General features: G+C 45.5%; 13 protein-coding genes. 12 read left to right on the top strand and 1 reads right to left on the bottom strand.

Going from position 1 to position 23,346, the window contains the following annotated elements:
• Positions 1 to 104: 104 nt before the first annotated feature.
• The 3 genes from uvrB (at position 105) to DWW70_RS06685 (ending at position 6,069) form a co-directional block, all read left to right on the top strand.
• Entirely contained in the window at positions 105 to 2,093 is a 1,989-nt protein-coding gene (gene uvrB / locus DWW70_RS06695; protein ID WP_055272008.1) for an excinuclease ABC subunit UvrB, read from the top strand.
• Positions 2,094 to 2,219: 126 nt separating this feature from the next.
• Positions 2,220 to 5,114, top strand: coding sequence for an excinuclease ABC subunit UvrA (gene uvrA / locus DWW70_RS06690; RefSeq protein WP_118017109.1), 2,895 nt, complete (start codon positions 2,220 to 2,222; stop codon positions 5,112 to 5,114).
• A gap of 40 nt (positions 5,115 to 5,154) precedes the next feature.
• Positions 5,155 to 6,069 (top strand): hypothetical protein, encoded by a 915-nt coding sequence (locus tag DWW70_RS06685; RefSeq protein ID WP_118649511.1) that lies wholly within the window; start codon positions 5,155 to 5,157, stop codon positions 6,067 to 6,069.
• A 188-nt stretch (positions 6,070 to 6,257) separates the two neighbouring features.
• On the opposite strand, the gene fba is transcribed toward DWW70_RS06685, so the two are convergent.
• Entirely contained in the window at positions 6,258 to 7,127 is an 870-nt protein-coding gene (fba, locus tag DWW70_RS06680; RefSeq protein WP_022058049.1) for a class II fructose-1,6-bisphosphate aldolase, read from the bottom strand.
• Positions 7,128 to 7,465: 338 nt separating this feature from the next.
• Here fba and DWW70_RS06675 point away from each other — a divergent pair, with 338 nt between their 5' ends.
• The 9 genes from DWW70_RS06675 (at position 7,466) to DWW70_RS06635 (ending at position 23,030) form a co-directional block, all read left to right on the top strand.
• Complete coding sequence (locus tag DWW70_RS06675) at positions 7,466 to 10,117, top strand: ABC transporter ATP-binding protein/permease (protein ID WP_118649510.1); 2,652 nt, start codon at positions 7,466 to 7,468, stop codon at positions 10,115 to 10,117.
• Positions 10,118 to 10,521: 404 nt separating this feature from the next.
• Entirely contained in the window at positions 10,522 to 11,577 is a 1,056-nt protein-coding gene (locus DWW70_RS06670) for an iron-containing alcohol dehydrogenase family protein (RefSeq protein WP_117549897.1), read from the top strand.
• A 110-nt stretch (positions 11,578 to 11,687) separates the two neighbouring features.
• Positions 11,688 to 12,827 (top strand): rhomboid family intramembrane serine protease, encoded by a 1,140-nt coding sequence (locus DWW70_RS06665; protein WP_118649509.1) that lies wholly within the window; start codon positions 11,688 to 11,690, stop codon positions 12,825 to 12,827.
• Between the two features lie 156 nt (positions 12,828 to 12,983).
• Positions 12,984 to 14,612 carry a hypothetical protein gene (locus DWW70_RS06660; RefSeq protein WP_117875304.1) on the top strand — a complete coding sequence of 543 codons (1,629 nt, stop codon included), beginning with the start codon at positions 12,984 to 12,986 and terminating at the stop codon, positions 14,610 to 14,612.
• A gap of 30 nt (positions 14,613 to 14,642) precedes the next feature.
• Positions 14,643 to 15,362 carry a DUF6063 family protein gene (locus DWW70_RS06655; RefSeq protein ID WP_004852816.1) on the top strand — a complete coding sequence of 240 codons (720 nt, stop codon included), beginning with the start codon at positions 14,643 to 14,645 and terminating at the stop codon, positions 15,360 to 15,362.
• Positions 15,355 to 19,830 (top strand): hypothetical protein, encoded by a 4,476-nt coding sequence (locus tag DWW70_RS06650; protein ID WP_118649508.1) that lies wholly within the window; start codon positions 15,355 to 15,357, stop codon positions 19,828 to 19,830. Before DWW70_RS06655 ends, DWW70_RS06650 begins: the two co-directional genes overlap by 8 nt.
• Positions 19,831 to 19,966: 136 nt before the next feature.
• Positions 19,967 to 21,520 (top strand): DUF975 family protein, encoded by a 1,554-nt coding sequence (locus DWW70_RS06645; RefSeq protein WP_118649507.1) that lies wholly within the window; start codon positions 19,967 to 19,969, stop codon positions 21,518 to 21,520.
• A 47-nt stretch (positions 21,521 to 21,567) separates the two neighbouring features.
• Positions 21,568 to 22,359, top strand: coding sequence for a TraX family protein (locus DWW70_RS06640; RefSeq protein WP_118649506.1), 792 nt, complete (start codon positions 21,568 to 21,570; stop codon positions 22,357 to 22,359).
• A 59-nt stretch (positions 22,360 to 22,418) separates the two neighbouring features.
• Positions 22,419 to 23,030 carry a zinc-ribbon domain-containing protein gene (locus DWW70_RS06635; protein ID WP_015534396.1) on the top strand — a complete coding sequence of 204 codons (612 nt, stop codon included), beginning with the start codon at positions 22,419 to 22,421 and terminating at the stop codon, positions 23,028 to 23,030.
• Positions 23,031 to 23,346 lie beyond the last annotated feature (316 nt).

Here is a 23,346-nt window from a genome sequence, read left to right as displayed (position 1 = left end):
TTCAGGGCATAAATAAACTTGAGCAACTGCCGTGTTTTTACTTGATATGGGAACTAATGTTCGATATAATAGATGCAGGTTTTAGCCTAGAGTAGGAGACTTTTATGGATCATTTTGAATTGGTATCGGAATACAAGCCCACCGGAGATCAGCCGGAGGCAATAGAAAAATTGGTAAAGGGTTTTCAGGAAGGTAATCAGTTTGAGACGCTGCTGGGTGTAACCGGATCTGGTAAGACTTTTACCATGGCGAATGTCATACAGCAGCTTAATAAGCCAACACTGATACTTGCACATAACAAGACTCTGGCGGCGCAGCTTTATGGGGAGATGAAAGAATTTTTCCCGAACAATGCGGTGGAGTATTTTGTATCATACTACGATTATTATCAGCCGGAAGCATATGTGGCGTCTACGGATACTTATATTGCAAAGGATTCGTCTATCAATGACGATATTGACCGGATGAGACATAGTGCAACAGCTGCGCTCATAGACAGAAAGGACGTAATCGTGGTCGCGTCTGTGTCGTGCATATATGGTATCGGTGATCCGGACGAGTACAGGAATCAGATGCTGTCATTCAGAGTCGGAATGATAAAGGACAGAGATCAGGTCATCGATGAACTGACAGATATACAGTATGACAGGAATGACATGGATCTGCAGAGAGGCACGTTCAGAGTGCGCGGGGATGTACTTGAGATAATACCTGTGTCAACATTTGACGATGGAATAAGGATAGAGTTTTTTGGTGATGAGATAGACAGGATCACAGAGTTTGATCCGCTCACTGGAGAGGGAAAGAGGGATCTGACATATACCTGTCTGTTCCCGGCGTCCCACTATGTGGTTGGACAGGAGAAGATGGAGAAGGCACTGAAGAGGATAGAGGCGGAGCTCAAGGACAGAGTTGCTTACTTCAAGTCAAAGGATAAACTCATCGAGGCACAGCGTATCGAGGAGAGAACTAACTTTGATATGGAGATGATGAGAGAGACTGGATTTTGCTCTGGTATAGAGAACTATTCCGGTCCGCTGGCTGGAAGATCAGCCGGAGAGACGCCGAGCACACTGCTGGATTTCTTTGATGATGACTTTCTTCTTATTATAGATGAGTCACATATGACTGTGCCTCAGGTTGGCGCGATGTATTCGGGAGACCGATCCCGTAAGATGAATTTGGTTGACTATGGATTCAGGCTTCCATCGGCACTTGACAACAGACCACTCAACTTCTCGGAATTTGAGCAGAAGCTTGATCAGGTCATGTTTGTATCAGCCACACCGGGCAAATACGAGGAGGAGCACCAGATGCTTATGGCTGAACAAATCATCAGACCTACAGGACTTCTTGATCCGCCGGTTGAGGTCAGACCGGTGGAGGGACAGATAGATGATCTGCTGAAAGAGGTTCGCAAGGAGACCGAGCAGGGACACAAGGTACTTGTGACAACACTTACCAAGCGTATGGCTGAAGATCTCACCAGCTATATGAGGGACAATGATATAAAGGTAAAATATCTGCACTCGGATATAGACACCATGGAGAGAGTTGAGATAGTGAGAGATCTCCGCCTTGGAGTATTTGATGTGCTTGTTGGAATCAACCTTCTGAGAGAGGGTCTTGATATACCGGAGATCACACTGGTAGCCATACTTGACGCTGATAAGGAAGGTTTCCTGCGATCGGAGACATCACTCATCCAGACCATAGGAAGAGCAGCCCGAAATGTGGATGGACATGTCATCATGTATGCGGATACTATCACGGGTTCTATGAAGTATGCCCTCGATGAGACGAGCAGACGTCGTGAGATACAGCAGAAGTATAATGAGGAACATGGAATAACCCCTAAGACTATAGAGAAGAGCATAAGGGATCTCATAACCATAGAGGTGAAGAAGGAGGAACTTCCAGAGGAGGATAAGGACGCTGAGTCCATGACGAAGAAGGAGCTTCAGAAGGTTATCGCCAAGCTGACCAAGAAGATGAATATGGCGGCAGCAGACCTCAACTTTGAGGTGGCGGCAGAGATCAGGGATCAGCTCAAGGTGTATAAGGCGGCACTGAGAGATTATGATAAAGAATAGATGGATGCAGGGTAGATAATTAAGATATAACAAATATAAATAATAAAGAGAAAAGGTTAGATCAAGATGGAAGACAATAAGAATTATGAACGTGGTGAGCATTTGGAGAATATAACGGATGCGAGCATGAAAGATGATGATTATTTCAACGCCAGCAGGAATATTGACAGGAAGTATATTACTATTGAGGGCGCACGTGAAAATAATCTGAAAAATATCAATGTCAAGATTCCAAGGGACAAATTTGTTGTCGTGACAGGACTTTCGGGATCAGGTAAGTCTTCACTGGCATTTGACACGATATATGCGGAGGGACAGAGACGATACATGGAGTCGCTGTCCTCCTATGCGAGACAGTTCCTTGGACAGGCTGAGAAGCCGGACGTGGATAAGATAGAGGGACTTTCCCCTGCAATCTCCATAGATCAGAAGTCAACAAACAGAAATCCCCGATCCACAGTTGGCACTGTCACTGAGATATACGACTATTTCAGACTTCTCTATGCCAGAGTGGGAATACCACACTGCCCGAACTGTGGTAAGGTCATAAGCAGACAGACGGTTGACCAGATGGTGGATGAGATCATGAAGCTACCTGAGAGGACAAAGTTCATGGTGCTTGCGCCTGTGGTCAGAGGCCGAAAGGGAGAGCATGTAAAGCTGCTGGAGAAGGCAAAGAAGAGCGGATTTGTCAGAGTGGTAGTCGATGGCAGCATGTATGAGCTGTCGGAGGAGATAAAGCTCGATAAGAACAAGAAGCACAGTATAGATATAGTTGTCGATCGTCTGGTTGTAAGACAGGATGTGGAGAGGCGACTCACAGATTCCATAGAGACCGCACTTCAGCTTGCAGAGGGGCTTATGAAGATTGAGGTGATCGGGGAGAGGGATGAGAATGGTGTTCAGAAGGAGAATACCATTATCAATTTCTCAGACAGCTTTTCATGCCCGGATTGCGGAATCAGCATAGATGAGATAGAGCCGAGAAGCTTTTCGTTCAACAATCCATTTGGCGCATGCCCGACATGTGCAGGTCTTGGCTTCAAGATGGAATTTGATCCGGATCTTATGATACCCGATCAGAGTTTGTCGATAAATGATGGAGCCATAGTGGTTCTGGGATGGCAGTCGTGCAATGATGGCAAGAGCTATTCAAATGCAATACTCAGGGCACTCAGTGCGGAGTATGGATTCTCTCTTGATACACCATTTCAGGAATATCCACAGGATATCAAGGATCTCTTATTATATGGAAAGAACTCACGACCGGTTAAGGTGCATTATAAAGGACAGCGCGGGGAGGGAGTGTATGATATAACATTTGAGGGACTCATAAAGAGTGTTGCCAGAAGATACAGGGAGACATCTGCGGAGTCCACAAAGGCCGAGTATGAGACATTCATGACTGTAACTCCGTGTGAGGTCTGTGGTGGTAAGAGACTTAAGCCGACAGCCCTTGCTGTTACAGTTGGAGATAAGAATATTGCCGAACTTACAGAACTACCTATCACAGAACTTGCAAAGTTCATGAAAGATCTGGAGCTCACTGACAGACAGAAGATGATAGGTGCGGCCATACTCAAGGAGATAAGGTCGAGACTGCATTTTCTTATTGATGTGGGACTTGACTATCTGTGTCTGAGTAGAGGTACAAGCACGCTCTCAGGTGGAGAGGCACAGAGAATAAGACTTGCCACGCAGATAGGTTCAGGTCTGGTCGGAGTTGCATATATTCTGGATGAGCCAAGTATCGGACTTCACCAGAGGGACAATGACAAGCTGATAGCAGCGCTCAAGAATCTGAGAGACCTTGGAAATACGCTTATCGTTGTAGAGCACGACGAGGACACTATGAGGGCGGCGGATCACATTATAGATATAGGACCGGGAGCCGGTGCAAATGGTGGATATGTGGTAGCTGAGGGTACGGCTGAAGACATTATGAAATGTGAGAATTCTATCACCGGTGACTACTTAAGCGGCAGGAAGAAGATAGAGGTTCCGGATGTGAGGAGAAAGCCAACCGGATGGCTCACAGTCAAGAATGCTTATGAGAATAATCTTAAACATATAGATGTGGATATACCACTTGGAGTCATGACATGCGTTACAGGTGTATCAGGTTCGGGAAAGAGTTCTCTGGTAAATGAGATCCTGTACAAGAAACTTGCGAGAAGACTCAATAAAAGCAGGGTTAAGGCAGGAAAGCATGACCATATCATCGGTTATGATGCTTTGGACAAGATCATAAATATAGACCAGTCACCTATAGGAAGAACTCCGAGATCCAATCCGGCTACCTACACAGGTACGTTTGACCTGATAAGAGACCTGTTTGCCGGTACAAAGGATGCCAAGGCAAGAGGTTACGGCAAGGGAAGATTCAGCTTCAATGTATCTGGTGGACGATGTGAGGCGTGTCGTGGAGATGGAATAATCAAGATAGAGATGCACTTCCTGCCAGATATATATGTGCCATGTGAGGTGTGCGGAGGAAAGAGATACAACAGGGAGACCCTGGAGGTCAAATACAAGGGTAAGAGTATCAATGAAGTTCTCGATATGACTGTTGATGAGGCATGTGAGTTCTTTGCAAATGTTCCGAGAATACTCAGGAAGATAGAAACGTTGCGAGATGTGGGACTAGGATATATCAGGCTTGGACAGCCATCCACCACTCTGTCGGGCGGAGAGGCGCAGAGAATCAAGCTTGCAACAGAGCTTTCGAGACGAGGAACAGGAAAGACGATATATGTGCTTGATGAGCCAACCACGGGACTTCATTTTGCTGATGTGCACAGACTTGTGGATATACTCAGAAGGCTCAGCGAGGGCGGCAACACAGTTGTGGTTATCGAACATAATCTTGACGTTATCAAGACCGCAGATTATATTATTGACATGGGACCTGAAGGAGGTGCTGGCGGTGGAACGGTCATTGCCAGAGGAACTCCTGAGGAAGTTGCGAAGATACCTCAGTCCTATACAGGACAGTATCTGAAGAGGTATCTCGATATGTAAGGGATGTGTCGAATAATTACATCGGAGGTAGATGACGAACATGGATGAACAGAATAGAGTAGAAGATATTGACAGAGTTGATGGCAGGTCGACTTCTGAGCAGAAAAAGGCTATGATGGCTGAGAATAGTCAGGCACAGAATGGTCAGGGATCGCAGTCAGTTCAAGCACCATATAGTCAGGTAGCACAGCCAGCTCAGTCACTGTATCAGCATATGCCACAGTATGGCCAGTCGGTGAAGCATCCATACCAGCCACAGTCGCAGTACGGTCAGCCAGCCCAGCAGCCATATCAGCCACAGTCACAGTATATCCAGGGAGCACAGCCAATGCAGACACCATACCAGCAGATGCCGCAGTATGGCCAGCCAACCCAGCAGCCATACCAGCCACAGTCGCAGTATGGCCAGCCAACCCAGCAGCCATACCAGCCACAGTCGCAGTACGGCCAGCCGGTACAGCCAACGCCATACAACAACCCTATGGGTTATATGGGATATGAGAACAGGCAGAACATACCTGATGATGTGAAGAAGGGATCCACACATGTACCTAATATGTTAAACCTGATCGGCATTATCATGGCTGTTGTATCAGTATTTATTCCTTATGCTTATATGGGGACAGATGCCAGAAGTATAGTTGGAGTGTTTGGGATAAATGTACTGTCAATGCTTGTTGTGGCGGTAGTTATTATAGCAGACGTGATCTGTGCATTTATCAACAAGGCAGGCTGTTATATAGCAGACCTTGTTATATCTATAGTTGTTGGCGGAATATTGATATTTGAATTTGTTCTGTCATTGATAGATCTTGGAAAGCTAGATGCAGCGGCAAATGCAAGACTCGGAGTCGGTGCATGGATCAGCGTGGCAGCGGCACTTTTCATGCTAATATCAGTTCCTATAGGGTGGACAATCAGCAGAAAAAAGGATAAGGCAGAGAAGCAAGATTAGAATTTAGAAATTTATATTAGTGAAGATAAAAAATAATATAAAAGAAAAATAAGTAAGAATAAGAACCCCATCATGGCTTGTGCAAGCTGTGATGGGGTTCCTTTAAGTTTACGTGAGCGATACTTGTCCGAAAGCTGTCGAACAGTTTATCGTTACATTTGTTAATTGTTCTGTTAAAGATCTGTTAATTAGTCGTTAGCCTTACCAACTGATCCGAAGAGTTCCATCTTCTCCTTAACAGTAGCCTTGATAGCCTCGAAACCAGGAGCGAGAAGCTTTCTAGGATCAAATCCCTTGCCCTCAAGATCCTTACCAGCCTCGATGTACTTTCTTGTAGCATCTGCGAATGATAACTGGCACTCTGTGTTAACGTTGATCTTTGAAACGCCAAGTGAAATAGCCTTCTTGATCATGTCAGCTGGGATACCTGTACCACCGTGAAGAACTAATGGCATAACGCCTGTCTTCTGCTGGATAGCATCAAGGGTCTCAAAGCTAAGTCCCTTCCAGTTAGCTGGGTACTTACCATGGATGTTACCGATACCAGCAGCAAGCATATCAACGCCGAGATCAGCGATAGTCTTGCACTCCGCTGGATCAGCGCACTCGCCCATACCAATAACTCCGTCTTCCTCACCACCGATAGAACCAACCTCACACTCGATTGAGAGGCCAAGCTGATGAGCTACGTTAACGAGCTCTGTTGACTTAGCAAGGTTCTCCTCGAATGGATAGTGTGAACCATCGAACATGATTGAAGTAAATCCAGCCTTAACACACTTGTAGCATCCTTCGTATGTTCCGTGATCAAGGTGAAGAGCTACAGGAACTGTGATTCCAAGTGACTCATCCATAGCCTTAACCATTGCTGCAACTGTCTCAAATCCTGTCATATACTTTCCAGCGCCCTCTGAAACACCAAGGATAACAGGTGACTGAAGCTCCTGAGCTGTGAGGAGAACAGCCTTTGTCCACTCAAGGTTGTTGATGTTGAACTGACCTACTGCGTAGTGACCAGCCTTAGCTTTCTTTAACATTTCTGTTGCTGAAACTAACATTTGTAAAATCCTCCGTAAAATTATATTTGGATACAATGTACCCACTTACGCTGATTATACCCCATATAATAAGAAAATAAAAGAATTTTTAGCCAAAAGTTCAACATATAGTTAGTTTGAACTTATCGATAGAAATGAAAAAAATAAAACATTTATAAAGAATAGTCCGCCTTAATTGCATTGAAAAAAATTAAATGCTATGATTTGCCAGTAATACTGACAAATATATAAAAGAGTAATGCATATAGAACATAATACGTTATGTGTATGCACACAGACGTGGCGCAAAGCACCTTACTATGCTTTTGCACAATATAATCTTAAAAAGGGAGGACAGAATGCTTCAGCTTAAGAATATCGTGAAGGATTATCACACTGGTGATGAAGTTGTTCAGGCACTTAAGGGTGTATCTGTGAACTTTAGGAGAAATGAGTTTGTGTCCATACTTGGTCAGTCGGGTTGTGGAAAGACAACGCTTCTGAACATAGTGGGCGGACTGGATCAGTACACCAGTGGAGATCTGGTTATCAATGGCAAGTCGACAAAGGATTTCAAGTCAAGAGACTGGGATTCATATAGAAACAATTCAGTCGGATTTGTATTCCAGAGCTACAATCTGATACCGCATCAGTCGGTACTGTCAAATGTAGAGCTTGCGCTCACTTTGTCAGGAGTATCAAAGGCAGAGAGAAGAAAGAGAGCGAAGGAGGTTCTGGAGAAGGTCGGTCTGGAAAATCAGATTCACAAGAAACCAAACCAGATGTCCGGTGGACAGATGCAGAGAGTTGCCATCGCCAGAGCACTCATAAACGATCCGGATATTCTGTTGGCGGATGAGCCAACGGGTGCACTTGACACAGAGACAAGTGTTCAGATCATGGAACTGCTCAAGGAGATAGCCAAGGACAAGCTGGTTATTATGGTCACGCACAACCCGGAGTTGGCACAGCAGTATTCAACAAGAATCGTAAAGCTCCTCGATGGAAATATAATAGATGACTCCAATCCATTCTCAGATGAGGATGAAGCAAAGGAGGATGACGGAAGTTATGAACCTAGAAAGACATCCATGAGTATGTTCACAGCGTTCTCGCTGAGTCTGAACAACCTCATGACCAAGAAAGGAAGGACATTCTTAACAGCATTTGCCGGAAGTATAGGAATCATAGGAATAGCACTTATATTGTCGCTATCGTCTGGATTCCAGAAGTACATAAACGATGTACAGGAGGAGACACTTGCCACATATCCAGTGCAGATAACGAAGAAAGCGATGGATTACAATGAGCTGCTCTCAAAGATGGTAGGTAACAACGAGGAGAATTCAGATCACAATCACGCTGGCGAGGACAAGATATATTCGGGAGATATCATGGGAGACATGCTCGTGTCCATGGTGTCAGATGTGAAGGAGAACGACCTTGAGTCATTTAAGAATTATATAGAAGACGATGCAAACGGCTTCACCAAGTATACAAGTGATATAACATACACATATGATACACCATTATATGTGTTTAACGAGAACAGTGCAAATGGCGGTGTTGCCCAGGTAAATCCAAGCACCACAATGGCAGATATGGGATTTGGAGGTATGGCGGAGGCACAGGAGTCAACGGCAGATTTCATGTCGGCGTTTAGTTACGGCTCATCATCAATGGACATGTGGACACAGATGCTTGACAATGACACTCTGCTCAAGCAGCAGTACGATGTACTGGCAGGACACTGGCCTGAGAACAAGAACGAGGTTGTACTTGTCGTCGACAAGAACAATGAGATAAGTGATTTTACACTGTATACTCTTGGACTTAGGGATTCAAAGGAACTGAGCGATATGGTTTCAACCATACTTGCTGGCGGAGAGGCACCGGAGCTTGAGCAGATGGTGTTTACATACGATGACCTTCTTAATCTCAAGTTTAAGGTTGTGCTTCCGGGCAATCTGTACAAGAAGAATGATGATGGAACATACACAGATATGAGTTCTGATGCTGATTTTCTGAAGTCTGCAGTGGCCGGGGGCCTTGAAGTAAAGGTGTCGGCAGTAATCAGGGCTTCGGATAAAGCGTATGCAACTACCATGCAGCCGGGATATATAGGTTACACATCGGAGCTTGCCAATTACATAGTTTCAGAGAACGAGAAGACAGATGTACTCAAGGCTCAGATGGATAATCCTGATACTGACATATTTACAGGAATGCCATTTTCAGATGGCAAGGAACTGACAGCGGATGATGTGGATATGGATTCTGTTATGCAGCAGCTTATGGCTTCAGGTCAGGTTACTGAGGACATGCAGGCACAGATGGCGTCCATGACCAAGGATCAGCTCTTCGATATGCTCAAGGGTTACGGTTTCTTCCAGGAGTCAACATCTACTTATGAGGATAACATGTCAAAGCTTGGATATGCAGAGCTTGCAAAGCCGGCTTCCATCAACCTCTACTGTGCAGAATTTGCGGATAAGGACGAGATAACAAAGCTTATAGACAAGTACAACGAGGATTATCCTGACAAGGAGATCACATACACTGATTACATCGGAATCATGCTGTCATCGGTGACCAAGATCATCAACGCGATAACCTATGTACTCATTGCATTTGTGGCAATTTCATTGATAGTTTCATCCATCATGATCGGAATAATCACATATATCTCAGTTCTTGAGAGAACAAAGGAGATTGGTATTCTGCGAAGCATAGGAGCTTCAAAGAAGGATATCTCAAGAGTGTTCAATGCGGAGACATTTATAATAGGTCTCTTCTCAGGACTCATAGGAATCGGCGTGACGGTGCTGATCAATATACCGATCAGTAAGGTGATAGAGAGTTATATCAACGTTGCCGGTGTATCGGCGCTTCCTTGGAAGGGTGGAGTGATGCTGGTAATCATCAGCGTTATACTGACATTGATCGGAGGACTTATCCCATCGAGACTTGCAGCTAAGAAGGATCCTGTTATAGCGCTCAGAAGTGAGTAATTATAAATTATCTGAATACAAAAAGAAAAGGCTGCCATCTCTGGCAGCCTCTTCTTTTTGTATTAAAAGGGAGTGACTGCAACTACATTATGTGAGGGGAGAGTGTTGCAGTCGTTTATGAAAAAGGGGATGTAAACAACTCGCTTACGCTCTCGCTGTTTACAGTTAATAATATACCGAGAAAATGTGTTCTAATTTTGGAGAAGTTGTGTAGAAAATGTGTTTTTCGGGTAAAAATATGAAGATGCTGTAAGAAATTTAAAGGATATGAAAACAGCATAAGGCAGACATGGTTAGAAATTAGAAAGGTAAGTAAAGGTATGAGACAAAATGTGTATTGTCTTGTTTATTTTTGCTGATCATATAATGTATAATGGTAGAAATGTATTTAGGAGGATAAACAGATGGCAGGAAGTCATATAGCAATACCAACCATTCTTAAGATCGGAAAGGGAACCCTGAATGATCTGGGCAAATATATAAGTGCTTCCGGGATGAAGAATGCTGTTATTTATTTTGGAAATGGACTCATAGACATGTTTGGACAGCAGGTCATGGATTCTCTGAAGAAAGAAAATGTGACAGTTGTGGAGTACAGAGAGCTGGATTCCACCAATATAGAGGATATAATCAAGCTGGCATTTGATATAGATGCGAAGGCCCAGGTGATCGTGGGTATCGGCGGAGGAAAGGTTATTGATGTGGCAAAGTATGCGGCATATCTCAGAAAGCTTCCTTTTATAAGTATTCCGACATCGGCATCATCGGATGGTTTCTCAAGCGCCAGCGCATCACTTATGGTAAATGGACGGCGTACATCGGTGCCTGCAAGGATGGCATACGGAATCATAGCGGATACGGAGATCATTAAGTCTGCACCGGAGAGATTCCTTTACTCAGGAATCGGCGACATGGTATCCAAGATCACATCTCTCTACGACTGGCTTTTCGAGTCAGACCTTGGATATTCAGAGATGAATGATTTCGCGGTTATGATCGCGAAGAAGGCAGTGAACAGTTTCGTCAGAACACCATTTGAGACGATCAAGGATGACCTCTTCCTGAAGGAGCTTCTCGATTCCCTTGCCATGAGCGGTGTTGCTAATGAGATTGCAGGCGGAAGCACACCGACATCCGGAAGCGAACACCTGATCTCACATGCACTTGACAAGATGCTTGAACAGCCACAGCTTCATGGAATCCAGGTGGGAATTGCCACATATATCATGGCGGTCGTTCAGGATCACAGATATGTCAGGGTAAATGCTATATTTGAGAAGACCGGTTTCTGGGATTATGTAGCTACACTTGATCTCAAGAGAGAAGATTTCGCAAAGGCGATAGACATGGCACCACAGATAAAGCCTCACAGACACACATACCTTCATGAGGAGAAGTACAGAGAACTTGCCAAGAAGGTTCTGTATGGGGACGAGGTTCTTAAGAGAGTATTCGACTAAGAAAAAAGGTGTGAAGAATGGTACTGCAAGGTGGAAAAACAGTGTATCGTGTAAAACAATGAACAGTATGTGGATGCCAGCCGTGGAGGGCATTGTCAGGAGAGTATTATATGGAAGAAAACAATTTCGGCTATGGCTTTGAACATGATGACTATGGGAGATTTGAGCAGGATATTGACCAGGACACAGCATATGTGATCAGACCTGAGCAGATGGGCGGTGGAGCTTCCCCACAGCCACAGATAAAGAGGACGATCCCTATAGTTACGATTGCATTGATAGTGGCAAATGTCATAGCTGGCATCATGTGCATCGGTGTGGACAATTACTCCAGAACCGGTGGACTCAACTATCAGTATGTGAAGCTGAATGGCGAGTATGGACGACTTATATCGGCGATGTTCCTGCATTCTGGCTTTGATCATCTCTTTGGCAATATGTTTGCACTATATATGTTTGGCTCCACGGTGGAGAGAAAACTTGGCTCCCTGAGGACGACTATCATATACTTTGTATCAGGAATTGTTGCCGGGATCATATCCATGAATGTGTATCATATGACTGATCCTGACAGAATGCATTTCTCTATAGGAGCATCAGGGGCGGTGTTCGGAATCATATGTGCTGCTGTGTTCCTGACATTCATGGGCAACAGGAAAGCAAGCAGAAAAGATATGATGATATCCATAGTTGTTGTGGTCATATATGCTCTGTATACAAATGAGAAGAATATAGATATCTATGCGCATGTGGGTGGTGCGATCGTGGGAGGAATCCTTGCATTTGCACTGAATATCAAGCGGTGGGAGAAGTTTAGGGAGAACAAATTCTGCAAGCTTTTGGCAGTCATACTCACATTGTCCATGTGCGTGACAGGTATCGGTGAGGCGGGGATCGGCAAAGATGCAGCCGATATTCCGGATAAGAGGATAGATTATATAAAGGAACAGAAGATATTCCCGGATGGAGACACAACCTATGGGGATGGTCTGGATGCCTATTGCAGCGATGAACACTGGCAGGCATTTGTCGCGACGGACGGAAGTCAGATAGTGCAGTTTGAAGGGAATGCCACATATAAGGGGCAGCAGGTGACGGTCACAGTCCAGTTTCAGATAGAGGGTGACTGCGAGGGCTATCAGCCGGGATATGTCGGGCTGAATGATGTGGGACAGAACAGTGAGAGTGCCACGGAATTCATGTTGACAGTGTGTGGAAGATCGATAAATGAGCTGAAGTACGGAAGATAAATATCGTTGTGTGAACAAAAGTGTCATGGTATACTAAATCTGTGTGTCCATATGCGGATAGAGAAGATATGTGTCTCAGAATATGGGCAGATATATCAGGAAAAGTATATGGTATAAGATCTATTATAATCAGGAAAGTACAGAGGTAGAGAAAACATGGCACTCAAATACGTGATGATAAATGACATAATTGAAGAACATAATGCAAGAATGCAGAATCTGAGGAAATATTACCCGTTTTTTGTTCTGGCTGAGACCACATTTGCGCAGTATAAGGAAGGTCGTTATGCACAGCTGGACATGGGTTATATAACCATGGCGATTCTGCGTTTTTTTATTCAGGAGAACAGCTTCAATGAGCGTGAAGTGTCATACGATGAATATGAGGAATTCATGGGGCAGCTCCTTGACCGTGATTTCGATGTGGAGATTGCGGGAGATGACAGGGCTGACCTGATAATGTATATATTTGACAAGATCAAGAACGACGGAAGAGCATTTGAATTCACGTTCTATGATCCGGGAAAGAAGCAGCGCAAGACGGGACGAGTGAAGCTGATAGACAGCCATATAGTGGATGGCAAGGTCCTGTATTTCATTACTGCGGATGGAATCGAATTCTATCTGGACACCAAGGAGATCAAGGACGAGAGCAAGATCAACGTGCAGCAGCTTCTTCTGGAAAAGATGATCGTTGGAGAGAACTTCCGTGGCGGTATCGAGGTCGTGCGCAGGATCAATAGCGAGGTGAACAGGCTGATCCGCGAGAAGGATGAGATAGTAAATCTTCTGTCCATCGACGTGTTCAAGGGCGCGGAGGAGTACGAGAATTATATGAAGACCGTCGGCAAATGGTTCGCTGACGAGCAGAAGCTCTTTGCCAAGAACAAAGCTCTGGTGGACAAAGCGATCACTAAGGCGAGCTATGATAATATGGGCAAGGGCAACCTGAAAGCGATGGAGGAGATAAGCCAGCTTGAGCTTGAACTCAAGAGGACCATCATCAAGCACGGAAGTCTGATAAGCAGCACCATGGAGCTGCAGAACATATCGGACAATATCATACACAAGGCAAAGCTTCAGAAGCTGAGACCTGCATTTGACTTTGCAGGACAGCTTCAGAGTATCATAAAAGAGGACAGACCGGATAAGATACTCACCATACTTGCGCCTCTCTTCGCTCCGAGGATCGTGAAAACATTTAGTATGACATCCATAGATCACATGCTCACGCTGAAGTCCGAGGACAATGCGAAGACCACAAAGGTGAAGAAGGAGCAGCTTGATCCGAACTTCCGTTACGAAGATGAACTTCTCGATGAACAGATAAGTGCCAACTTTACAAAGCTGTTCCACGAACTCCTTGACCAGCTGAACAAATGGGGACATCTGAGTCTCAAGGAATTCAATGGAATACTTGAAGTTAAGTTTGGAAAAGAAATCTACGACAACAAAGATTACTATTCCTTCCTCACACACCTGGCTCAGAAGGACAGATACAGCGTGGATGAGATACTGGCAAAGCCGGACACTATGCTGGAGGGAATGCTGGTAGATCACATAGAGAGAATAAAAACTGGCAAAGGTATTGCTATTTTGCAGAATCAGACCGATGGTGATATGGGGCATGGCGGTTCTGGTCTCTCCCGTGAGATGTATGCACCGGAACTCACACTGGATGCGTTCAGAGGCATGACATTTACACTGGAATTCCATCCAGACGAAGAGATACAGATTGGCGAGGACATGTACGTTACGGGAATTCAGTTTAACAAAACCAGCTGAGAGTGATTGTACGGAGAATAGGAGAAAAAGATGGAAAGTAAGAATCTGGACAAGGCGATAGAGATATATTCCAAGTTAATATCAGGTGAGGAGATCTGCAAGAAGCATCCCGACAACGGCCCGCTGTACGATGAATTCTACGGCAATGCCGAGGTGTACGACATCGTCATGAATATGATGAAGAAGATGAACCTGTCACTGTACGAGTACAATGACAGCTTGTATATAACAGCCGGAGAGGGCAACAGGGTATTTGGCTATACGAATGACGATATGAAGAAGCTTCTGGGACTTCGTCTGAACAAGGAGCTCTATCTGTGTTACTTCATTATGTATATGACACTTCTCTATTTTTACAAGGATTCATCCAGCTATCAGTTCAGGGAGTATGTGAAGTCAGAGAACATTATAGATGAGACAAGCAAATATCTTGCGGACATAACGAAGAAGCTTGATGTTTTGTCAACTGATGAGGTGGAGCAGGACAGCTTCAAGGCGATAGCGCTTCTGTGGGATGAGCTCCCGGCGGTGACGGGCAATCAGGAGGGCGACAGCGCCAGGGCGTCCAAGGCATCCCGGGCGGGTTATGTGAAGCTGGTGTTCAACTTCATGTCGGCCCAGCGGTTATTTGTGGAGAATGCGGACAGGTACTATCCGACAGACAGGATGAAAGCTTTGTCGGAGAACTATTTTGAGGAATACAGAGGACGGCTGTATCAGCTGCTTGGAGGTGAAGAAGAGGATGCCTAGTATCAATAGGATAAGGGTCAACAATGTAAAATATAACTTTGGTACACAGCAGTACGATGACTTCACCATGAGAATGTATGGCAAGAACACGCTGTATGATCTGGCAAATGGAGGAGGAAAGAGTATTCTCATGCTTCTGCTCCTTCAGAACCTGATACCGAACTGTACTCTGGATGAGAAGCAGCCTGTGGAGAAGCTTTTCCGTGCGGGTGGCGGCAACACAGTCATCCATTCGCTGATCGAGTGGAAGCTTGACGAGGCGGATATAAAGGATGGCTACAGATACATGACCACCGGATTCTGTGCCAGAAAGGCAAAGGATACGGCGGATGCCGGGGAGGTACAGAAGGACACTGCATCCATAGAGTATTTTAATTACTGCATTTTCTACAGGGAATATAACAAGAATGACATAGTGAACCTTCCTTTGTCGGAGGGTAATGAGAGGATCACATTCAACGGTTTAAAGACATATCTTAAGGATCTCGGACACAGGGATATGAGTCTGGAGGTCAGGGTATTTGACAAGAAGGGCGAGTACCAGAGATTTATAAGCGGCTATGGTCTCCACGAGAGCCACTGGGAAATCATACGTGGAATCAACAAGACAGAGGGGCACGTAAGAACGTATTTTGAAACAAATTACAGGACCACAAGGAAGGTAGTGGAGGATCTGCTCATAGAGGAGATCATAGAGAAGGCATTTGCCACAAAGACAGGACGAAACGGTGAGGAAGACACCATGGCAGAGACTCTTCTCGACATCAAGGACAAGCTGAACGTTCTGGCACAGAGAAAGCGTGACATAGCCAACTATGACCACCAGATAGAATTGATAAATGTGCTCGAGGGCAAGGTGAACTCATGCATAGGTCTCTACGAGGACAACGACAGGATATGTAAGGGCCTGGCCGATGTGTATGCCACAGGAAGGGCGTGTACACAGGAGGGCGACACCCATATGGAGGAGCTTGCGAAGGCAAAGGCTGACGCCGGGGAGCAGATGGAACAGCAGAACAAGCGTCTGGCAAATCTCAGGGTCACCAGGGATTATCTGCGCCTTGAGGACATGAACCGCAAGATGGATGACACTGCCACGCAGATAGAGGACAATGAGAAGAAGCTTGCGGAGCTGAAAAACCAGATCGGCTACAAGGAGAGTGTAAATGACTACCTTGTATACAGGGAGAACAAGCGACAGTACGAAGAGAGCAGACTGATAGTCGACAATATAAGAAACAACATCGGATCATCCAGTGAGAAGATGGCGGTGTATGCGTACAACAGACGCATCCGTGATGAGAAGAAGCTTGCAGAGCTCATGGCGGCAAGGGAAGAGGCCCAGACCAGCTATGATCACGCACTTGAGGAGGCGGAGTACTGCAGAAAGGTCATGAGGGAGGGCGAGATCGCCCAGGCGGTGGCGGAGAATAATATCGCTGATGCCACAGCCAAGATTGATGAGATAAGTGCCCGAATAAGTGAGCTGGCTGCATCAGTCAACCTGCTCGTAGTGGGTGATGTGAAGGATATGATGAACAAGGCTCAGGAGGAGTCTGACAGGATACTTGCTGAGATGACAGAGTTGGAGATAGCCATAGCAGATGGCAGGACAAAGCTGTACGATGACAGATACAGACTGACGACTGTGCAGGCTGAGTATGATGCGCTGGAGAGAAGCTGCGAGGATGCAAGGCTTGACGCCGAGGCGTACAGGCAGTCGGGAAGTCAGCTCGACAGCATCATGGCAGTATACTCTGTGGAGAATCCACAGGATATAACAGGTGTTATAAATGACAGGATTAGGGGCACCATAACAGAGACGATCAAGCGCCAGCAGGAGATCGACAGACTGACAAAGCTTGCGAAATGCTATGAGGATGGCAGACCATTTCCGCCGTCGGAGGGTGCTGAGACTGTGATAAACTACATCTCCACCAGACATGGGCTCATGGCCATGCATGGTGCGGATTATCTGTCGGCACTCCCGGGTGATACAAAGGAGGAGCTGCTTCAGGCAAATCCATACCTGCCGTACAGTGTTGTGACAAAGGGATTTGATAGTCTGGAGGACGATATAAATCTCGGTTCGATAGACACCGGCAGTGAATGTGTAATGGTGTACGATATGGATAAGCTTTCAGACTCAGCGATAGTTCCCGCCGAGAACATGCTTATCATAGGAAGAGACAGGAAATATTTCATGTCTAAGGACTCCATAGAGGACGCCAGAAAGGCAAATGCTGATAAGATATCAGGTCTCACGGAGGAGATCAGTCTGATAAATGAGAAGCTTGCGACTTATCAGGAGGATCTTGCATTTGTCACAAGGCTTGTGGATGCGAGATATACAGGTGCCGAGGACAGGGAGAGAGAGCTGAACCAGGCACTGCTCGATAAGAATGATGAGCTTGAGGAGCTTAAGACATCGATCAAGGTTACAGAGACGGAGCTTAAGAATAACACCGAGAGATATGGAGACCTGCAGCAGAGTCAGCAGAAGGAATCTGACAGAAGACAGACATTTGTCATGATAGAGCAGCTGTCGGATCTTGCAAGACCGGAGGAGCAGAGACTTGCCGAGTATAAGCAGAGGAAGTCTGACCTTGTGGCAAAGCTGTCAGGACTTCAGAGCGATGTGCTGAAGTGGTCGACGACGGTTGGAGAGACTGAGTCAAAGCTTGCGGGGCTTACAAGGAATATAGAGGATATCCAGTACAAGTGGACGGAGTATTTCGAACCGTATCTGCCGAAGTCTGAGAATGCGGGAGTTGCTGAAAATACAGATGGTGCAGGCGTGGCTGCTGCGGCATGGCAGGACGGAATACCGGAGGAATACAAGGAGACTTTGGACATTTCAGATGAACGGCTTGAACAGGAATTTATGGCTATGCTGGCGGTTTCAAAGGAGCATGCGCCGGATCTTGAGGACAAGAAGAAGCTCATGGATGCGCTGAAGAAGTCAATGGACAGAATACAGAAGACCATAGAGAAGAGAGGCTTTGACATGGCGGTATTTGCCGGGGCAGGAGAGCTCTATCCGACGTCAGAGGACCATCTCAGGGAGATGGACGATGAGCTGGCAAGGCTCACACTGATAGAGGCGTCGCTGATGCAGCAGCAGAAGGCTGACCAGAAGGCGTATAGCAAGCTTGAGGGAAGCATAGAGTATGCGATAGAGAACATCAATAGAACATACGGTGATGGCAGCTATGTGCGTGAGGAGATATCTGCAGCCGATGCAGATACAGCCATAGCCAATGGAGATGCGGTGCTTGCGGATATGAACCGCATATTCAAAGAAGCTGAGAAGGCGTACAGCGATTACTATAAGCAGTATGGTTTCATGGTGGATCTGTATAAGGACGTAAAGAGGATCATCGATACCAACGATATAGATGTCTCAGGTGGAAATGTGCTTGATGAGGACATGGATACCCTCAGACAGTTATTTGAGACAAGCCTCATGAAGTACGACAGGAGCATGAAAGCCCTTGACCGCGCAAAGAATGAGATCATGAGATTCAAGGGACAGACGGCGGATACACTAGTGGAGATGGGAGTATTCGAGATGGCCAATACGATCAGGCAGGATGTGCAGGTTCCGGATACCTACAGTCAGGCAAAGGAGCTTCTGGCAAATCTTCTTCAGATCATTGAGTTCATCAAGCTGGAGAAGGAGCGTGTTGAGAAGGGCATCGAGGATATGGTTGCCATTAAGGAGAACTTCGAGAACCAGTGTGTACAGAGATGTATGGATGTGAAGACTGAGCTTGAGAAGCTTCCAAAGCTGTCACGTATCACGGTGGGCGATGATGTGATCAAGATGGTCGATCTAACTATACCTTATGTGAAGGATGAATTTGTGAAGCAAAGGATGTCTGACTATATAGATGACATAGTGAAGGGTGCGGATGCCTACGAGGATGAACGAAAGAGGATCAAGTACATCCGTGACTGTCTGGGACTCAAGAAGCTGTTCGGTGTCATGGTCACAGATATGAATGCGATCAGACTTAACCTCTACAAGAGAGAGAGGATAAAGGAACAGAGCCGTTACCTCAGATATGAGGAGGCTGTTGGAAGTACAGGACAGTCGCAGGGTATCTACATCCAGTTCCTGGTTGCTGTCATCAACTACATTGCCGGAATGTACAGCCTGGCACCGGAGGAGTCGGTACAGTCTAAAACAATATTTATTGACAACCCGTTTGGTGCGGCGAAGGATATATACATATGGGAGCCTATATTTGCCATGCTGGCAGCCAACAATGTGCAGCTCATCGTACCTGCCCGTGGCGCGACACCGGCCATCACAGGACGCTTTGACGTGAACTATATCCTGGGACAGCAGATGGTGGGCGGAAAGCAGCAAACGGTAGTGGTGGACTACACCAGCAAGACGGATCAGGAGGAGCTGGAATATCAGGAACTTTCCTATGAACAGGCGACCTTCGACTTCATCTAGGGGGGCGCTGCGAAACCATCAAGTTATAATTCAGGTTATGAGTTTCGCAGTTTGCCTGTGTGATGTGACATTAAAAATGTGTGATATAGACGTAAGATGATAACATTTAAAATTCTATAAGGGAGAATGTATTATAATGACTTGGAACAGGAAACAGCTTAGAAAGGGAGCGTGGAACACGGTATTTAAACGTGGACTTATGGCTTGGATGGCTATGGTCGCTGTGTGTTTTGTATTCTCTTATCTTGGGGTAGATGATTCTTCACAGACAAAATTCGTGAAGGGAATAGATCAGGTGCTCGGGCAGGAGACAGAGCATGAGGCGGACAATGTGACCATACTCAAGGAATATGTGAAGAATATGCCGATGATTGAGCATATGTCGGAGAAAAAAGCAGAGACAGTTGCCCGGATGATAGATTCGGTGACGGCGAAGCAGACCTGGATCATCAAGCTTTTAGGTGCCAACACGGCATATGTGAAGAGAAATCCCGGCGAGGTCATAGTGATGCTCCTGATATCTGCTCTTATCATGGCTGTTGTCCATTTCTTTATACAGAGTGCGGCGATAGTGGGCAAATGCCGTTATGCCATGGAGTGCAGATACAGTGACAAGGTGTCCATCAACCGAATGTTTGCACCTTTCCACAGACATTATTTACTCAGACTTATGTGGGTCATGTTCTGTTACAATGTTGTTATGACACTCTGGTGGCTCACGATAATCGGTGGTGTGTACAAGTATTATCAGTATAGGATGGTTCCATATCTCCTGGCGGAGAATCCAAGACTCAAGTGGAGAGATGCGAAGAACATGTCAAGGGAGATGACGAGAGGCTATAAGTGGAAAATGTTCCTGACGGATCTGTCATGCATCCACGTGTGGATGATCAAGGCTATACCGGTTGCAGGACTTCTGGTAGCATTACCGTTCCAGATGGAGCTTGATGTGGAGATGTACTTCTGGTTCAGACAGAATATAGGTGTGGAAAATTTTGTCGAGGAAGCATTCAATGCTGCACCATATAACAAAAAGGTTATCGAGGCTGCTTATCAGTCGGCAGGAGACGCGGGAGTTGCTGAGGTATGGACCAAGCCGGTCTATATTCTCCAGGATGTCGCGGTCGAGGTGCCTGAGGGAATGAAGGTGAAGAGTGAATACAGTCTCAGGGACTTCATTTTCTTCTTCTTTGTGTTCTGTTTTATAGGATGGCTGTGGGAGGTCGTACTCTATATAGTTATGGATCATGTTCTTGTAAACCGTGGAACCATGTATGGACCATGGCTGCCTGTGTACGGAGTCGGCGGCGTTGCTATTATATTCCTGCTTGACCGCTTCAAGGCAGATAAAGCAAAGCTGTTTGCTATGGCGATGGTGGTATGTGGAATCATAGAATTTATAGCGAGCTGGGCACTGGATTTCTTCTTTAACTCACAGTATTGGGACTACAAGAACGAGTTTCTTAATGTAAATGGAAGAATATGTCTGGTGGGACTCCTTGCGTTTGGCATGGGAAGTCTGTTTGGAGTGTATATAGCGGCACCGAAGCTCAGTGAATTTCTGAATTCCAAGAGCAAAAAAGTGCAGAACATTATATGTATCACATTGTCGGTATTGTTTATCGTAGATCTGATATGCTGCGCCATATTCGGATTTAACAAGGGCGAAGGAGTTGGCGGCACATTATAAAGAGAAGGAACCAATATGACGAAGTCATATAAAAAGGAGGAACCAATATGACGGATATACAGAATGGTAAAATGATTGATCCGGGGAAACAGTCCTGGGATATAAAGGCAGGAGTATTCAGCTCCTGTATGCTGCATATAATTGCGATGACATGTATGCTCAGTGATCACATGTGGGCAACGTTGTTTCCGTATGTGGATATACTTACGTGCATAGGAAGAATAGCATTTCCGATATTTGCGTTCATGATAGTTGAGGGATTTTACCATACCAGTAATTTCCGCAGATATCTGTGCAGAATGCTGATATTTGCGGTGATATCTGAAGTTCCATTTGATCTTGTGTCCGGAGACAGTGTCCTGTATCTGTTTCATCAGAATGTACTTTGGACATTTCTCATAGGATTACTGCTGATAGCATTGATAGACAAGGTAAGGAAAACGGGCAAGGTATGGCTGTGGATCCCGGTTGCGGTTGTTGTGACACTTGTGGGATATGTGATAGGAACGATCACCATGGTTGATTTCTATGGAGCGGGAGTTGTCATGGTTATAATGTTCTATCTGTTCCGGGGCAAGGAACCATGGAAATTGATAGCACAGCTCGTGTGTATGTATTATATCAATGCACAGCTGCTTAGTGGATATTGTTATACGTTTAGTATAGCGGGACATAGCTTTGAATTCCCGCAGCAGGCGTTTGCGCTAATCGCATTGCCGGTGATATGGCTATACAATGGAAAATTGGGATACCATAAGAAGTGGTTTAAATACTTCTGTTATGCATTTTATCCGGGACACTTGCTTGTATTGTACATAATCTGGCAGATGGTGATGTAGACATTGTATGAGCAGAGAATCGGTGGTTTTTGCAGATATTGGGGAAAAGGAGAAATAAGATGAATGCAGCTCATAAGATAGTGGTTTTGGTTGGCAGTATATTTCTTGCTGTCGGTGTTTTCGTGGGAATTATATTTGCAATTGTGGCGGAGCCTGGCAAATTCCCCCTGGCTATGCTGAGCCTTCCGGGAAGTTTCTTACTGATCGGTGGGGGAATGGACATAGTGGTGGCGATATTGGTTCACAACAAGAAGATGATAGTGAAAAAGGGCGTGAGGTATCCTGCAAAGATATATGGATACACGGAGAATACTTCTGTCAGGGTGAACAATACATATATGATGGACACAATCGTGCATTATTTTGACAGCTACCATGTTGAGCGGGAGGCTATAATACCAACGGGATTCACAAGGGGTGCCGGCATGTACCCGATAGGTCTGACGATAGATATATTTGAGTATAACGGCAAATACGGCTATGATCCGGATTCAGTAAGGGATGAGAGGCTTCCTGGTGAGGAAGAGCTCATGGACGACAAGCCGGTGGCACCGGATAAGCTGAGACTTGTGGCGGTCAGATGCCCGAATTGTGGTTCGAGTTTCCGTGCAGCGACTGGATATTCCAGCAAATGTCCTTATTGTGGAAATTACTTGAATGTGAATATGTAAGCCTGAAAAAGAGCGTGGGTGAGTCGAACCCACGCTCTTTTTTGCTTGCGTGGATTACTGTACATGACCATGTTTTAGCATGAATTGCTCATCGCCATAAATGTGCAGTGATGCGAGAGGCATGTGCTATGTGAGGAAGGCAGCTTGCTTTTATGACTATACGTAAAAGAGCACGAAATTGTATCTATTTGCATATTTTAAGTTAAAGAGGGATAATTTTATGCGCAAAACAGATGGAAAACAACCAAAAGATAAAAACAAGCTGTTATAGGAAGTGCCACTAAAACGCCGCTAAGCCACCGTATAGAATATGTTA

It is taken from the genome of Coprococcus sp. AF16-5 (assembly GCF_003479365.1).
In the GTDB taxonomy this organism is placed as follows: domain Bacteria; phylum Bacillota; class Clostridia; order Lachnospirales; family Lachnospiraceae; genus Coprococcus; species Coprococcus aceti.
Note: the sequence above shows the minus strand (reverse complement) of the source record. Positions and strands in the feature narration are given on the sequence as shown.